Here is a 14,733-nt window from a genome sequence, read left to right as displayed (position 1 = left end):
GCGGGCTCTACCCTTGCGAAGAAACTTCCCATGACTCAACGCACCCTCTCCTCCGGGTTCTGGCTGGTGCTGCTGACCGTGCTGATCGGCCTGCCGCGCATCACCCTGGACATGCACCTGCCAGCCCTGCCCGCCATGGCCGACTACTTCCAGAGCAGTGACAGCCAGCTGCAACTGACCCTCACGCTGTACACCCTCGGCTCGGCGATCTCCCTGCTGGTCAGCGGCCCGTTGACCGACCGTTTCGGCCGGCGCCCGGTGCTGTTGGCCGGGCTGTTGCTGTATGTGCTGACCACCGTCGCCTGCGCCCTGGCCAACAGCCTTGGCGTGCTGATCGTCGCCCGCCTGTTCCAGGCGTTGGGCGGCTGCTGCACCACGGTGATTGGCCGCGTGATCGTGCGCGATTATTTCGACCGCCACGAACAGGCGCGTCTGCTGGGCCTGATCTCCATGGCCATGGCCATATCGCCCATGGCGGCCCCCGTGCTGGGTAGCCTGATGCTGCCGTTTATCAACTGGCGCGGCCTGTTTGCGTTGCTCGGCGTGATCGGCGCGGTGCTGTACCTGGTGGTGTACCGCCGCCTGCCGGAGACCCGCCCGCCGGAAGTCGCCGCTGCGCCGCCGAACAACCTGCTGCGCATCTACGGCCAATTGCTGCGTGACCGCCATTTCCTGCGCTATTCCCTGGCGATCGGCTGCGTGTACAGCACCTATTTTCCGTTTATCAGTGAGTCTTCGGCGCTGCTGCAACGCGGTTTTCACCTCTCTGCCACGGCCTATGCACTGGTGTTCGCCGCGACGATCAGCGGCTACATGCTGGGCGCCAACCTGTTTCGTCGGTGGGTGTTGCGCTTCGAGCCCGATCGCCTGATCAGCGCCGCCATCGCCCTCAATGTGTTCGGCAGCGTGATCCTCGCGGTTGCCACTACCACCTGGCCAGAGCAATGGCTGGCGATTGTGCTGCCGATGGTGGTGATCATGGTGTCGGTGGGGATGGTGATTCCGGCGTGCCAGCTGTCGGTGTTGCAGCCTTACGGTGCGATTGCCGGGACGGCGTCGGGGTTGTTCTTTTTTACCCAGATGTTCCTCACGGCGGTGAGCAGTTGGGCGACCGGGTTGTTGTCTGACGGCACGTCGCAACCCTTGGTGATCATGACTTCAGTGGCCTGTGCACTGCTGGTGAGCAGCTGGCTGACGCTCCAAAAAACAAAATGTGGGAGGGAGCTTGCTCCCGATGGCGGTGTATCAGTCGCCGGCAATACCGACTGACCTACCGCTATCGGGAACAAGCTCCCTCCCACAGGGGACCGAGCCAGGCTCAGGTTTAATGCATGAAGATCGCAATCAGGATGATCACAGGGATAGGCACACCGAGGAACCAAAGCAGTAATGAGCGCATAGTGTTCTCCTTGAATTAACGGACAAAGTGTTCGGTTTCGACATACACCACCGCATCCCGGCGGCGGCCGCCAAAGGTTGCAGCGAAGCTGGCAAAGAAGGCGCCAATCAACAGCGCAACGAAGGTCCACAGCGAGGCATAAGCGGCAGCTTTGGCGGCAGTGTCGGCGGCTTGCTTGGCTTTGAGCTTGGCGTCTTCGATGGCTTTGCGCGCATCACCATAAACCTTGTCGACACGCGCTTCGGCATCGGCCTGGCTGAGGTTGGTGCGCTGGCTGATCAACTGGGCCAGGTAGGCGCGGTCTTCAGCGGCGAGTTGGCCGTCGTTGCTCACGGTGCGGGCAAAGATGCGCGCCACCACCGCGTGGGCCGCATCATCACTGACAGCGGCTGGGCGGTCGTCGCGGAACAGGCTGTCGACGTAGTAGCCGAAGTCATCGCCCTTCACGCCCTGCGCAGCAGTGCCGGCAGCCTGGGCCACGCCCGAGGCCACGCTGGCACCCGCCTGCACGCCACCACCCACCACACTGCTGACCGAACCGACCACCAGGGTCGCCGTCACCAGCGTTGCCACGGCCCAGGCCAGGAAGCCATGGGCGGTGTCGCGAAAGTACACCTCATCGCCATGCATGTTTGCCCACTTCACCCGCAAGCGGCCGGCGATATAACCGCCCAACCCGGCGGCGACAATCTGGGTAAACGCCAGCCAGATAATCGTGGAAATGCCAAGGCCCTTGGCGCTGATGCCGCTGTTGGCCCACGGCGATACCGCCGAAAAGCCCAGGCCGAAGCCCAGCAATACCAGGATCAACGACAGTGCCGCCGCAGCCGCGGCCCCGGCAAAGATCGCCCCCCAGGAAACCCCGGAGTGCGTGCTCGATTCTTGTAGCGTGGATGACGATGTGATCATTGTTGTTATGCTCCCGGCAGGAAAAATGATGTTACAACTCTCAAAAGGGACAGTGCAGGCAACGTGCCAGCCGGGATTAAATTTAAAAACGTTATATTTCAACGAGTTAAGTAAATTGAACTTAGTCGAACCATGCAAGTTGCAAGAAATGCCGGTTAAGGGCGGGCGTTATGCAAGCCCCTCCCACACGGCCACTGCCCGGCATGAAACTTGTGTCAGTTTTGCCAACATGAAGTTTAATTTAGGAAGCGTTCAGGCAAACCTTGGCAAAATGTGTCCACTTCTAGTGTGAATCGCTCACCAGGTAATCCTATGACCCGTATTTTGACCATCGAGGATGACGCCGTAACAGCCCGCGAGATTGTCGCGGAGCTGAGTAGCCATGGACTGGAGGTAGATTGGGTGGACAACGGCCGCGAAGGCCTGGTGCGTGCAGTGAGTGGGGATTACGACCTGATCACCCTTGACCGCATGCTGCCGGAACTCGATGGCCTGGCCATCGTCACCACCCTGCGCACCATCGGCGTGTCGACGCCGATCCTGATGATCAGCGCCCTCTCCGATGTGGACGAACGCGTGCGCGGCCTGCGTGCCGGGGGGGATGACTACCTGACCAAGCCCTTTGCCTCCGACGAAATGGCGGCACGCGTGGAGGTGCTGCTGCGGCGTAAAAGCACGGTCAAGGAATTCGAAACCGCACTGCGCGTGGCCGACCTGGAACTGAACCTGATCAGCCGCGAAGCCAGCCGCGCCGAGCAGCCGCTGAGCCTGCTGCCCACCGAATACAAACTGCTGGAATTCCTGATGCGCAACACCGGGCAGATTCTGTCGCGGATGATGATCTTCGAGGAAGTCTGGGGCTACCACTTCGACCCGGGCACCAACCTGATCGACGTGCACATCGGCCGTCTGCGCAAGAAAATCGACCCGCCGGGCCTCACGCCGCTGATCCGCACGGTACGAGGTTCCGGCTATGTCATTGCTGAACCCCTCTAAGGGCTGGCGCTCTTCCAGCAGCCGCTTGCTGGCGCTGTACAGTTCATTGTTCGTGGCCTGGAGCTGCATCCTCATGGGGGTGCTGTACTACGAAGTCTCGGGTTACCTGGGTGACCTGTCGCGCCACTCCCTGATGCAGCGCCAGCACCTGTTCCAGCGTTTCGACGGCGAAGAACTGGTGGAAGCGCTGACCACCAGCATGACCTTCGACATGAAGGGCGTCGACGCCTACGGCCTGTTCGATGAGCAATTTCGCCCTCTAAGCGGGCCGATCCGCGCGATCCCGCCCGACCTGCCCCTGGACGGCAAGATCCACGCACTGGCCAATTGCGTCGATTCCGACGACCCCAAACTGCCCAAGGACAGCTGCGACGCCGTGGCCACCCACACCGACGACGGCCGCTGGCTGGTGCTGGTGCGCGCCAATGGTTCGTTGTTTGGCGTGACGCGGATCATCTGGCATGCGCTGCTGTGGGCGCTGTCCCTGACCATTATCCCGGGCGCCGCCGGTTGGCATCTGCTGCGCCGACGCCCGCTGCGGCGGATTCGTGGGATCCAGGCCAGCGCCGAGGCGATTGTCGCCGGCGACCTCACCCACCGCTTGCCACTGTCCAACCGGCGAGACGAACTGGACATGCTCGCGGCCATCGTCAACGCCATGCTCGACCGTATCGAGAAGCTGATGAACGAGGTCAAGGGCGTGTGCGATAACATTGCCCACGACCTGCGCACCCCACTGACGCGCCTGCGCGCGCAGCTGTATCGCATCCGCCAGGAGGCTGAGGAAGATTCCGGCTACGCGGTAAAACTCGACGACGCGATTGCCGAAACCGACACCCTGATGGCGCGCTTCCGTGGCTTGTTGCGCATCTCCGAGCTGGAAGACCACCAGCGCCGTTCCGGCTTCCTGGTGATGGACCCGCTGCCGCTGCTGCGCGAGTTGCATGACTTCTACCTGCCCCTGGCGGAAGAAGGTGAATTGCAATTGCGCCTGGAAGCCCCGGAATCCTTGCCATGGATCACCGGCGACCGCGCCCTGTTGTTCGAAGCCTTGGCCAACCTGCTGAGCAACTCGATCAAGTTCTCCCCGCCGGGCGGCGAAGTGATTTTGCGCGGGCTCAATGATGCCGGCAGTACGCGCATCGAAGTGCACGACTCCGGGCCGGGCATCCCGGCGGCGGAACGTGATGCGGTGTTCCAGCGTTTCTATCGCGTGGATGAAGGCGACCAGCAAGGCGGCTTCGGCTTGGGCTTGTCGATTGTGGCGGCGATCATCAACTTGCATGGGTTCAAGCTGGAGGTGGGTAGCAGTGAACAAGGGGGGGCCAGGTTGATTCTGGAATGCCGCCAGCAGCTGATGCCCGAGGCCTGATCCAGGAGACTGTGAGGTCAAAATGTGGGAGGGGGCTTGCCCCCGATGACAGTGTGTCAGTTAGCATTTCACTAACTGACCCACCGCTATCGGGGGCAAGCCCCCTCCCACATTTGGTTTTGCATCGGCTGGTAGATCAAGCCGGGAAGTTGGCCCGCAACGCCTCAAGCCCACCGCTGTACACACCGGCAAACAGCTCTTCCACCGCCTGCTCCGTGGTCCCCGCCGCCGGGGTGAACACACCCGACCACGTCACCTTGGCCGACGACTCGCTCAACGGCTCAACCTGCAACGTCGCCAGGTACGCACTCACCGGAAACGGCGATTCCTCGATGGTATAGCTGTAGCTACGGCCGACGTTATCAAAGCTCTGCAGACGCTCCACCACCACGCCACCGTCGGCGGTTTGCAGGTGACGCACGCGGCCGCCATCGCTGGGCTCGCTCTTGACGATAAGCGGCAGCCAATCCGGCAGGCTGTTGAAGCCGCCGACCAATTTCCAGACCTGATCGGCCGGTACCGGGATTTCAATCACAGAAGACGCTGTTGCCACGATACATACTCCAGAAGATAAACAAGCATTCAGATCGCCATGCTGTCGACGACACCGCCGTCGACCCGCAGCGCGGCACCGGTGGTGGCAGACGACAAGGGTGAAGCAATGTACGCCACCAGGTTGGCCACTTCATCCACATTCGCCGCGCGCTGGATGATCGAGGTGGGCCGCGCATTGCGCACAAACACATCGGCTTCATCCCGTGCACTGCGCCCGGACTTGGCGGTGGCGTCCTTGAGCATCTGCTCCAGGCCGTCGGTAAAGGTCGGCCCCGGCAGGATCGCATTGACGGTAACGCCAGTGCCCGCCAAACGCTTGGCCAGGCCGTGGGACACCGCCAGGTTGGCGCTTTTGGTCACGCCGTAGTTGATCATGTCGGCCGGCGTCGCCACCCCGGATTCCGACGACAGGAAAATCACCCGCCCCCAGCCCTGCGCCACCATGCCGGGTGTGTAAAACCGCGCCAGGCGCACACCCGAGATCACATTGACCTCGTAGAAGCGCGTCCATTCGCTGTCGGGCGCTTCAAAGAAATCCACATCGTTGAAGATGCCCAGGTTGTTGACCAGGATATCGGCGCGCGGTTCGGCGGCGAACAACGTCTCTGCGCCCTGTGCCGTACCGAGGTCCGCCACCAGGCCGCGCAGGTCGGCGCCGGGCACCGCCTGGCGAATGCTTGCCAGCGCGTCATCCACCTTGCCCGCTTCACGCCCGATCACCACCACGGTAGCCCCGGACTGCGCCAGGGCCTGGCTGATGCCCAGGCCGATACCGGCGGTGCTGCCGCTGACGATGGCTACTTTGCCGCTTACATCGATTTTCATCGGTAGAACTCCTGAAGTTAACGCGGCAGAGGTGCGCGGTCCGAAATCAAACGGGCATCACGCAGGGCCTGCCAAAAGGCCGCCGGAATGTTCTCTGACAACGCCGCGACGTCTTCGGCAATCCGCCCCGGACGACTGGCACCGGGAATTACAGCAGCCACCGCCGGATGTGCCAGGGAAAATTGCAGCGCCGCGGCTTTCACGCTCACGCCGAACGCCTGGGCAATCGCCTTGATCTGCTCGACCTTGCTGATGATCGCCGGGCTGGCGGGCTGGTATTCAAAGTGTGCGCCGCCGGCCAGGATGCCCGAGCTATAAGGGCCGCCCACCACGATCTCGACGTTCTGCGCCAGGGCCGCCGCCATCAACCGCTGCAACGCACGCTCGTGATCCAGCAGCGTGTAGCGGCCGGCCAGCAGGAAGCCGTCGGGCTGGGCTTCGCTCAGGTCCAGGGTCAGCTCGCACGGTTCAACGCGGTTTACGCCCAGGCCCCAGGCCTTGATCACGCCTTCTTCACGCAGGCGGGTCAGCACCTTGAATGCACCGGTGCGGGCCTGGTTGAAGTACTCCAGCCATTGGTCGCCGTAGAAGTCCTGGGCGATGTCGTGAATCCACACGATGTCCAGGTGGTCGGTTTGCAGGCGCTCAAGGCTGTCTTCGATGGAGCGCAAGGTGGCGTCGGCGCTGTAGTCGTTGAGCATCTTGTTCGGGCGGCCGTGTTCGAACACACCGCTTTTTTCGCCAAGGTCGCGGGCGCTCGCTTCGACTTCATCGAGAATCACCCGGCCAACTTTGGTGCTGAGCACGTAGTCATCGCGGTTGTAGCCTGAAAGGGCCTGGCCCAGGCGGATTTCCGACAGGCCGGAGCCATAGAACGGCGCGGTGTCGAAGTAGCGCACGCCGTGGTTCCAGGCGGCCTCGACAGTGGCCTGGGCTTCTTCTTCAGGGATGGCGCGGAACATGTTCCCCAGTGGTGCGGTGCCAAAGCCCAGAACGCCGGGCAGTTTGTCTTTCAAGCTCATGATGGATCCTCATTCGGTGCGGGGTCTCGGTGACCGTTGAGCAGATCCTAGATTGCAGAGATCGGACCGTCCAAGACATACTGCGACCAACTTGAGTCTCTACAGGTCTTAAACATGCTTGACCTCCGCCAACTGCGCTACTTCGAAGTGGTCGCCGAAGAAGAACACGTCGGCCGCGCGGCCGAGCGTCTGCACATTTCCCAATCGCCCTTGAGCCGGCAGATCGCCCAGCTTGAGGAACGCCTGGGCCTGACCCTGTTCGAACGCAGCCAGCAGCGCATCCGCCTGACCCGCGACGGCCAGACCTTCCTGGCCGAAACCAAGGCCCTGCTGACCCACGCCAACCGCCTTGAGTCCCTGGGCAAACGCCTGGGCCGGGGCGAAGAAGGTGGGCTGTGCATCGGCTATATCGAAAACGCCATGCATGCCGGCGTGTTGCCGAATGCCTTGCGCGTACTGCGCGATGACCGGCCTGGCGTGCATATCAAGCTGTACAACCTGCCCTCCCTCGAACAGCTGGAAGGCCTGCGCCAACGCAGCCTGGACGTCGCATTGGTGGCTGAACCACCGGCCGCCGACGACCCGGACCTGACCGCGCAGCAAGTGCTGGACGACCCGATGTTGCTGGCCCTGCCGGAACATCACCCGTTGGCCCAGCAGAAAGAATTACTGCCCGTGCACCTGGCCGAGCAGCAGTGGATCGGTGTGCAGCGCAAACCTGGCGCCAGCCCCGCCGATGACTTTGTCGCCGCCTGCATCCGCGCCGGGTTCACCCCGCAGATCCCCATGGAAGCCAGCGAACCGTTCACCGCCCTGGGCCTGGTGGCCTCCGGGTTGGGCGTGGCGATGGTGCAAAAAGGCCTGAGCCGCAATGCACCGCCTGGCGTGGTGTTGCGCGAGCTGCCGTGGCTGACCTACACCACGCCGCTGTGGGCGGCGTGGCATCGGGTCAACCTGCGGCCGCTGGTGGAAACGTTCAGGAAGGTGCTGACCGATCCCCAGGCTTGAGCCATCGCTCGTGGATACGCGTGGAGTTGACGAACAGCGCAATCCCGATAAACACCAGGGTGATGGCTATGCCCTGCTCGCTGCGCAGCTGTTCGTCAAAAAACAGGTACGAGGTCAGCAACCCGGACACCGGCACCATCAGCGACAGTGGGGCAACCGCCGACGCCGGGTATTTCTTCATCAGGTTGTTCCAGATCCGGTACCCCACGAGGGTGGTGACGTAACACTGGAACACAATCGAGAAGCCCGCCCCCCAGGTAAAGTCGGTGATCAGGTTGTACAACGGTTCGGCGCCCTCGAACCATAGGGTCATCAACAACAGCACCGGGATGGAAAACAGGCTGGACCACACGATAAACGCCACCATGTCCTCGGGTTTGCGCACCTTGACGATCAGGTTGCACAGCGACCACGAAAACGCCGCCAACAGCACCAGCACGATTCCTACGGTGGTCGAGACTGCGTCCGACAGCTGCAGCATGACCAGCAACCCCACCGCGCAGAAGGTCATGCCCGCGCCCTGTATCCGATTGATCGGCTCGTCCAGGAACCAGCGGCTCATCAGGATGGTGAAAAACGCACTGAATTGCAGGAACACCGAGGACATGCCCGCCGACAGTCCGTGGTACATGGCCACATTCACCACGCCCCAGAGCCCGGCGCCAAACAGCACGCCGTAGGCAATCAACGTGGCATAGGACACCTCGGGCGGGCGCTTGATAAACAACACCAAGGGCACCGCGCAGAAGGTGAACCGCAACAACGTCAACACAAACGGGTCGAGGGACTGCAACCCCAGGCCGATCACCGAAAAGTTGGCGCCCCAGATGGTCGTGACGGCCAGGCCGGAAAAAAGGTCTATTTTGCTCAATCTCATGGCGCGCCCCTTATGCCAGTGTCTTGGGCGCAATGCCGTAGTACACGAAGTTGTCGAAATCTTCGTGGCGGTAGGTGTCGTGGCGTTCGTAGTAGTTGTAAACCACCGAGAGCTTTTGCTCGGTAACCGTTGGCTCGCTGTCGTGCAAGGTCTTGCGCCCCTGCATGATCAGCAGCGAGCCTTTTTTCGCGTAGATTTTCCGGTGCTCGGTCCAGGGCTCTTTCTGGCTCGGGTGCGCGCGTTCTATCTGCATGCGCAGGGGCGCTTCCTGGTTAGTGGTGAGAAACAGCAACACCGTGATGCCATTGGTGTCGTAATGCAGCCCGAGGGTGCCGCCGCCCGGGGGGTAGGCCTTGATATTGATATCCGACAGCGGGTACGGCGACACCACCGTGTCGGTATGCGTAACCAGGCTCACCAGTGGCACCAGGCTGTGATAAATCGCCGGCAATTCCGGCAGGTACCAACGGATATCATCGCCCTTGAAGATATGGTGGTTGTAGGCGCCGCCCAGATCGGAAACAGCATCGGTGCCGAGGCTCTGGTGGTTGACCAAATCGACCCCTTGCTCGCTGATGATGATGTTGACCCGTTCCGCCAGGGCGTCACACAGGTCATCTGGCACCAGGCCGTCGATCACGGTCGCGAGGTTATAAAAGAAGTCATGCCGGTGTTTGTTGATGTCGAACATTTCCATACTCCCTGTAGTAAAAAGCAGACGCCAGACCGGCGCCTGTCCAAACGGGAGCGGAATTTACTAAAACGTTTAACTGCCCGTAACTGACCGTACGGACAGTTGAAAAGGCCTGGGGAAAGTGTAAGGAAAAAGCACGTCGTCCTTTTCCGGGGTGATGAGCGCTGAATAAACCGTCTGATTAAACCAGCTCGCGCAAGCGGTACCACAACATCCCCAACGCCAGCAGCGGCGAGCGCAACGCCTTGCCGCCGGGGAAGGTCATGTGTGGCACTTGGCTGAAAATATCCAGGCCCGGACTCTGGCCTGCGTGAATGCCTTCGGCTAACAGCTTTGCACACCAATGGGTCACGTTGAGCCCATGGCCGGAATAGCCCTGGGCATAGAACACGTTCGGGTACTGCTTCAATCGTCCCACCTGGGGGAAACGGTTGGCGGTGATGCCGATCTTGCCGCCCCACTGGAACTCGATGGCCGTGTTGGCCAACTGCGGAAACACCTTGAGCATTTTCGGCTGCATATAGGCGGCGATGTCCTGCGGATCACGCCCCGAATAATGGCAGGCGCCGCCGAACAGCAGGCGACGGTCAGCGGAAAGCCGGTAGTAATCCAGCCCGACTTTCTGGTCACACAGCGCCAGGTTCTGCGGGATCAATCCGTTGGCCAGCGCAACCGACAACGGCTCGGTGGCGATGATGTAGCTGCCCGCCGGCAGCACCTTGCCGCTCAAGCGCGGCTCCAGCTCATCGAGGTGCGCATTGCACGCCAGCACCAGGTTAGCCGCGCGCACGCTGCCGTTGGCGCAGCGCACCTGCACGGTGTCGCCGTGGATCAGCTCCAGCACCTCGGTGTGTTCAAAGATCCGCACCCCGAGGCCCTCGGCCACCTGCGCCTCGCCCAGCACCAGGTTAAGCGGGTGCAAGTGCCCGGAGCCCATGTCCACCAGCCCGCCGGCATACACTGTGGAACCCACCACCTGCTGCATGTCCTGCGGGCCTACCAGGCGGGTTTCGTGGGCATAGCCCATGCGTGCCAGGCCCTCCTGCTCGGCCTTGAAGGCGGCGAACTGCGCCGGGGTGTTGGCCAGTTCCGCAAAGCCCCATTGCAGGTCACAGTCGATGGCGTGCATGCGAATGCGTTCGCCCACCAGCGCCACCGAGTCGATACCGGCGCGCTCCAGGTAGCTCACGCCCTCCTCGCCCACATACTTGGCAAAGCCGGAAACGTCATGCCCGATCCCCCGGATCAACTGCCCACCGTTGCGCCCGCTGGCGCCCCAACCGATGCGCCGAGCCTCCAGCAGGATCACCGAGAGCCCGCGCTGGGCCAGTTCGATGGCGGTATTCACGCCGGTGAAGCCGCCACCGATCACACACACGTCGGCGCTCAGGTCGGTGCCCAGGGGCGCGCGCTGCGGCATGGGATTGGCCGAGGCGCGGTAGTAGGACTGGGCGTGGTCGAGGCTCATTTGTTGGTCTTCACTTTGCTCCAGGCGCGGGTCATCAGGCGCATGGTCGCCGGGGTCGGCGTGGTGGAAATATACAGTTTGTCGAGCACCTCCTGGGACGGGTACACCTCAGGATTGTTCACCAGCTCCGGGTCCATGAAGGCCTTGGCCGCCGGGTTGGCGTTGGCGTAGCCCACCGAGGCGCTGACCTTGGCGATCACCTCGGGGTCGAGCAGGTAGTTGATGAACGCATGGGCTTCTTTCGGGTTGCCGGCGTCGGCGGGAATCGCCAGCAGGTCGAACCACAAGTTGGAACCTTCCTTGGGAATCGAATAGGCGATGTTCACGCCGTTCTTGGCTTCCTTGGCGCGGTTGGCGGCCTGGAACACATCGCCGGAATACCCGAACGCCACACAGATATCACCGTTGGCCAGGTCCGAGATGTACTTGGAGGAATGGAAATAGGTGATATACGGGCGCAGGGTCAGCAGCTTGGCTTCGGCCTGTTTGTAGTCCTCGGGGTTTTCGCTGCGCGGGTCCTTGCCCATGTAGTTGAGGATTGCCGGGAACAGCTCATCCGCCGAGTCGAGGAACGCCACGCCGCACCCGCTGAGCTTCTTGATGTTCTGCGGCTCGAACAGCACCGCCCACGAATCGATATGGTCGATACCCAGCACCTGCTTAACCTTGTCGACGTTGTAGCCGATGCCATTGGTGCCCCACAGGTACGGCACCGAGTGCGCGTTGCCCGGGTCGTTTTTCTCCAGCAGCTTGAGCAGCTTGGGGTCCAGGTTCTTGAAGTTGGGCAACTGCGCGCGGTCGAGCTTGAGGAATGCGCCGGCCTTCACCTGCCGCGCCAAAAAGTGGTTGGACGGCACCACCACGTCATACCCGGTGCGCCCCGCCAGCAACTTGCCCTCCAGGGTTTCGTTGGAGTCGAACACGTCGTAGATCACTTTGATGCCGGTCTTGGCCTGGAAATCGGCCAAGGTGGTCTCGCCAATGTAGTCGGTCCAGTTGTAGACGCTGACCGTCGGCGCGGCCTGGCTGGCACTGCTGAACGCCGCCACCAGGGCCAGCGGGAGAAGCTTGTTGACGAGACGCATATCGACACCCCTTTATGATTTTTTTTAGACACTCAACAGCAGGAACTCACGCTCCCAGGAACTGATCACCCGCTTGAAATTCTCATGCTCGGCGCGCTTGACCGCGACGTAGCCGCGCACAAACTTGTCGCCCAGGTACTGCTTGACCGTGTCGCAGTCCTCCATCCGCGCCAGCGCGTCTTCGAGGGTGAACGGCAAGCGCAGGTTGCGCCGCTCGTAGGCGCGGCCTTCCACCGCAGCGCTGGGTTCGATCTGTTCGATCATTCCGAGGTAGCCACACAGCAGACTAGCGGCAATCGCCAGGTAGGGATTGGCATCGGCACCCGGCAGGCGGTTTTCCACGCGCATCGCATCGGGGCTCGACGTGGGCACGCGCAGGCCAACGGTGCGGTTCTCTTCGCCCCACTCCACGTTGACCGGGGCCGAGGTGTCCGGCAAAAAGCGCCGGAACGAATTCACGTTGGGCGCGAACATCGGCAACAGCTTGGGGATGTACTTCTGCAGGCCGCCGATGTGGTGCAAAAACAGTTGGCTCATGTGGCCGTCGGCATCGACAAACACTGGTTTGCCAGTGGCGATGTCCACCACGCTCTGGTGCAGGTGCATGGCGCTGCCCGGTTCGTCGGCCACCGGCTTGGCCATGAAGGTGGCGGCCACGTTGTGCTTGAGCGCGGCTTCACGCAGGGTGCGCTTGAACACGGTGATCTGGTCGGCGAGGTCGAGGGCGTCGCCGTGGCGGAAGTTGATCTCCATCTGCGCCGGGCCGTCTTCGTGGATCAGCGTGTCGAGGTCCAGGCCCTGGAGTTCACACCAGTCGTAGACGTCTTCGAACAGCGGGTCGAACTCGTTGGCCGCGTCGATGGAAAACGACTGGCGCCCGGTTTCGGCGCGACCGGAGCGGCCCACCGGGGTCTTCAACGGCAGGTCCGGGTCTTCGCAGCGTTGGGTCAGGTAGAACTCCATTTCCGGCGCGACAATCGGCTGCCAGCCCTGGTCGGTGTAAAGCTGCAGGACTTTTTTCAGCACGTTGCGCGGCGACAGTTCGATCGGGTTGCCCTGCTTGTCGAAGGTGTCGTGGATGACGATGGCGGTGGGCTCGATGGCCCACGGCACCACATAGGTAGCGTTGGAGACCGGGCGGCAGATCATGTCGATGTCGGCCGGGTCGAGCAGGTCGTAGTAGATATCGTCGTCGACAAAGTCCCCGGTTACCGTTTGCAGCAGCACACTTTCCGGCAGGCGCATGCCTCGCTCATGCAGGAACTTGTTGGTGGGCGCAATCTTGCCGCGTGCGATGCCAGTCAAGTCACTGATCACGCATTCGACTTCGGTAATCTTGTGTTCTTTCAGCCAGGCGGACAGCTGATCGAAGGGGGCGTTCATAAGGACCTCGTCATGGGTTGGATGCCACGCCGGCTTGTACTGGCGGCGCATTGAGGTCTATCTTGGGCCAGCCTTCACACGGCATCTATCCACTTTGCACGCAGCACAACGCACCAATAGAGTGCGCACGGATCACCCATGACACAGGCAACCGCTTTGCGCGTACAGGCCTTCACCACCGGTGATGTGGCCGCTCAATGCAGTGCGACACCCGGCTGGGTGCAGCAGTACCAACAGATGTCCCCAGGGCATTTTGCCGGGCAGATCCGTTACCTCGACCTGCAAGGCGTGGAGGTGTACGAAGAGTGCATGAACACCCGCGTGGAGCAGCACTTCAACGCGCCGCCAGGGTCGCTGGCATTCTGTTTCGATGGCAGCGACAACGCGCTGTACATGCTCAATGGCGAAAGCCGCAACACCTGGATCACCCCGGAAAACTACCGAGAAGTGGCGGTGGTGTTCGGCCCACAGTTCTTGCAGCGTCATGGGCTGGACATGGCGAAGCTGGAAGGTTTGTTCATGGCGCCACTGAGCTGCCAGCAGAACGCGCTGTTCACCCGCTGGCTCAGCGGCACGCTGACACGCTTGTCCACGGTGCTCGCCCCCGCCTCCCTCACTCAGCAACTGCTCGACGACTGCTTGTTCATCCTCGATAACGCCTGCGTGTGCCTGGACCGCAGCGCCTTGCAGCGCCGCAGCGCAGAGCGCCGGTTGATGGCACGCGTGGGCGAATGGTCGGCGGATGCCCCGGATGAAACCGTCAACCTGCTGGAACTGGCGCAGATCGCCGGCGTGCCGTTGCGCCAGTTGCAGCAGGGCTTCAAGACCTACACCGGGATGAGCCCGGCGCAGTGGTTACGCTTGCGGCGGTTGAATGGGGCGCGGCGGGAATTGCTAAGGGGGGCGGATACCACCGTGGCCGAGGTGGCGATGAACTGGTCGTTCTGGCACTTGGGGCGGTTTTCCAATAGCTATCGGGCGTTGTTCAAGGAACTGCCGAGCGAAACCCTGAAACGCTCGCTTTGAAATGTATTCAAAGGTGGGACGACTGAGACGCGATGTCTCAATGTGCGAATCATTCTCGAATACTTGTAAAAGTGCGCGCTTATGCCTAGCTTATGCGCCCCCCGCCCTGCGCTT

14 protein-coding genes are annotated in these 14,733 nt (G+C 61.9%); 5 read left to right on the top strand and 9 right to left on the bottom strand.

Annotated features, from left to right (window positions below; all coding sequences use genetic code 11):
• Positions 1-30: 30 nt before the first annotated feature.
• On the top strand, positions 31-1,269 hold the full coding sequence (locus tag CXQ82_RS12255; protein ID WP_101269239.1) for a multidrug effflux MFS transporter: 1,239 nt from the start codon (positions 31-33) through the stop codon (positions 1,267-1,269).
• Between the two features lie 145 nt (positions 1,270-1,414).
• On the opposite strand, the gene CXQ82_RS12250 is transcribed toward CXQ82_RS12255, so the two are convergent.
• Positions 1,415-2,308, bottom strand: a complete 894-nt coding sequence (locus CXQ82_RS12250) for a hypothetical protein (protein WP_101269237.1) — start codon at positions 2,306-2,308, stop codon at positions 1,415-1,417.
• Between the two features lie 312 nt (positions 2,309-2,620).
• Here CXQ82_RS12250 and CXQ82_RS12245 point away from each other — a divergent pair, with 312 nt between their 5' ends.
• Both CXQ82_RS12245 and CXQ82_RS12240 read left to right on the top strand, forming a co-directional pair.
• Positions 2,621-3,304: a response regulator transcription factor gene (locus CXQ82_RS12245; protein WP_101269235.1), complete on the top strand. Its 684-nt coding sequence runs from the start codon at positions 2,621-2,623 to the stop codon at positions 3,302-3,304.
• Positions 3,282-4,676 carry a HAMP domain-containing sensor histidine kinase gene (locus CXQ82_RS12240; RefSeq protein ID WP_101269233.1) on the top strand — a complete coding sequence of 465 codons (1,395 nt, stop codon included), beginning with the start codon at positions 3,282-3,284 and terminating at the stop codon, positions 4,674-4,676. The genes CXQ82_RS12245 and CXQ82_RS12240 overlap by 23 nt, the downstream gene beginning before the upstream one ends.
• Positions 4,677-4,812: 136 nt before the next feature.
• Here the strand turns inward: CXQ82_RS12240 and CXQ82_RS12235 are convergent, their stop codons facing one another.
• Genes CXQ82_RS12235 through CXQ82_RS12225 form a run of 3 tightly spaced genes read right to left on the bottom strand, consistent with a single transcriptional unit; the run spans position 4,813 to position 7,078 of the window.
• Positions 4,813-5,229 (bottom strand): SRPBCC family protein, encoded by a 417-nt coding sequence (locus CXQ82_RS12235; RefSeq protein ID WP_101269231.1) that lies wholly within the window; start codon positions 5,227-5,229, stop codon positions 4,813-4,815.
• A 29-nt stretch (positions 5,230-5,258) separates the two neighbouring features.
• Entirely contained in the window at positions 5,259-6,056 is a 798-nt protein-coding gene (locus CXQ82_RS12230; RefSeq protein ID WP_101269229.1) for an SDR family NAD(P)-dependent oxidoreductase, read from the bottom strand.
• Positions 6,057-6,073: 17 nt separating this feature from the next.
• Positions 6,074-7,078 carry an aldo/keto reductase gene (locus tag CXQ82_RS12225; RefSeq protein ID WP_101269227.1) on the bottom strand — a complete coding sequence of 335 codons (1,005 nt, stop codon included), beginning with the start codon at positions 7,076-7,078 and terminating at the stop codon, positions 6,074-6,076.
• A 114-nt stretch (positions 7,079-7,192) separates the two neighbouring features.
• On the opposite strand from CXQ82_RS12225, the gene CXQ82_RS12220 reads away from it, so the two are divergent.
• The gene (locus CXQ82_RS12220) at positions 7,193-8,086 is read left to right on the top strand and encodes a LysR substrate-binding domain-containing protein (RefSeq protein WP_101269225.1); all 894 of its coding nucleotides are present in this window, start codon (positions 7,193-7,195) and stop codon (positions 8,084-8,086) included.
• Here the strand turns inward: CXQ82_RS12220 and CXQ82_RS12215 are convergent.
• The 5 genes from CXQ82_RS12215 to CXQ82_RS12195 form a co-directional block, all read right to left on the bottom strand.
• Positions 8,055-8,963 carry an EamA family transporter gene (locus CXQ82_RS12215; protein WP_101269224.1) on the bottom strand — a complete coding sequence of 303 codons (909 nt, stop codon included), beginning with the start codon at positions 8,961-8,963 and terminating at the stop codon, positions 8,055-8,057. The two genes, CXQ82_RS12220 and CXQ82_RS12215, sit on opposite strands and share 32 nt — an antisense overlap.
• A gap of 10 nt (positions 8,964-8,973) precedes the next feature.
• On the bottom strand, positions 8,974-9,654 hold the full coding sequence (locus CXQ82_RS12210; protein WP_101269222.1) for a hypothetical protein: 681 nt from the start codon (positions 9,652-9,654) through the stop codon (positions 8,974-8,976).
• Positions 9,655-9,838: 184 nt separating this feature from the next.
• Positions 9,839-11,125 carry an FAD-binding oxidoreductase gene (locus CXQ82_RS12205; RefSeq protein ID WP_101269220.1) on the bottom strand — a complete coding sequence of 429 codons (1,287 nt, stop codon included), beginning with the start codon at positions 11,123-11,125 and terminating at the stop codon, positions 9,839-9,841.
• The gene (locus CXQ82_RS12200; protein ID WP_101269218.1) at positions 11,122-12,210 is read right to left on the bottom strand and encodes a polyamine ABC transporter substrate-binding protein; all 1,089 of its coding nucleotides are present in this window, start codon (positions 12,208-12,210) and stop codon (positions 11,122-11,124) included. The genes CXQ82_RS12205 and CXQ82_RS12200 overlap by 4 nt, the downstream gene beginning before the upstream one ends.
• Before the next feature lie 24 nt (positions 12,211-12,234).
• Positions 12,235-13,593 (bottom strand): glutamine synthetase family protein, encoded by a 1,359-nt coding sequence (locus CXQ82_RS12195; protein WP_101273770.1) that lies wholly within the window; start codon positions 13,591-13,593, stop codon positions 12,235-12,237.
• A 138-nt stretch (positions 13,594-13,731) separates the two neighbouring features.
• Here CXQ82_RS12195 and CXQ82_RS12190 point away from each other — a divergent pair, with 138 nt between their 5' ends.
• A complete protein-coding gene (locus CXQ82_RS12190; protein ID WP_101269216.1) occupies positions 13,732-14,619 on the top strand; it encodes a helix-turn-helix domain-containing protein in 888 nt (295 codons plus the stop codon).
• Positions 14,620-14,733 lie beyond the last annotated feature (114 nt).

It is taken from the genome of Pseudomonas sp. S09G 359, from assembly GCF_002843605.1.
GTDB lineage: Bacteria > Pseudomonadota > Gammaproteobacteria > Pseudomonadales > Pseudomonadaceae > Aquipseudomonas.
This window is presented reverse-complemented; position numbering and strand designations above follow the sequence as displayed.

Coding starts and splice junctions, on each gene's coding strand:
- CXQ82_RS12205 (WP_101269220.1), bottom strand. CDS start 11,125: ATGAGCCTCGACCACGCCCAGTCCTACTACCGCGCCTCGGCCAATCCC.
- CXQ82_RS12240 (WP_101269233.1), top strand. CDS start 3,282: ATGTCATTGCTGAACCCCTCTAAGGGCTGGCGCTCTTCCAGCAGCCGC.
- CXQ82_RS12195 (WP_101273770.1), bottom strand. CDS start 13,593: ATGAACGCCCCCTTCGATCAGCTGTCCGCCTGGCTGAAAGAACACAAG.
- CXQ82_RS12215 (WP_101269224.1), bottom strand. CDS start 8,963: ATGAGATTGAGCAAAATAGACCTTTTTTCCGGCCTGGCCGTCACGACC.
- CXQ82_RS12190 (WP_101269216.1), top strand. CDS start 13,732: ATGACACAGGCAACCGCTTTGCGCGTACAGGCCTTCACCACCGGTGAT.
- CXQ82_RS12220 (WP_101269225.1), top strand. CDS start 7,193: ATGCTTGACCTCCGCCAACTGCGCTACTTCGAAGTGGTCGCCGAAGAA.
- CXQ82_RS12245 (WP_101269235.1), top strand. CDS start 2,621: ATGACCCGTATTTTGACCATCGAGGATGACGCCGTAACAGCCCGCGAG.
- CXQ82_RS12200 (WP_101269218.1), bottom strand. CDS start 12,210: ATGCGTCTCGTCAACAAGCTTCTCCCGCTGGCCCTGGTGGCGGCGTTC.
- CXQ82_RS12210 (WP_101269222.1), bottom strand. CDS start 9,654: ATGTTCGACATCAACAAACACCGGCATGACTTCTTTTATAACCTCGCG.
- CXQ82_RS12225 (WP_101269227.1), bottom strand. CDS start 7,078: ATGAGCTTGAAAGACAAACTGCCCGGCGTTCTGGGCTTTGGCACCGCA.
- CXQ82_RS12230 (WP_101269229.1), bottom strand. CDS start 6,056: ATGAAAATCGATGTAAGCGGCAAAGTAGCCATCGTCAGCGGCAGCACC.
- CXQ82_RS12255 (WP_101269239.1), top strand. CDS start 31: ATGACTCAACGCACCCTCTCCTCCGGGTTCTGGCTGGTGCTGCTGACC.
- CXQ82_RS12250 (WP_101269237.1), bottom strand. CDS start 2,308: ATGATCACATCGTCATCCACGCTACAAGAATCGAGCACGCACTCCGGG.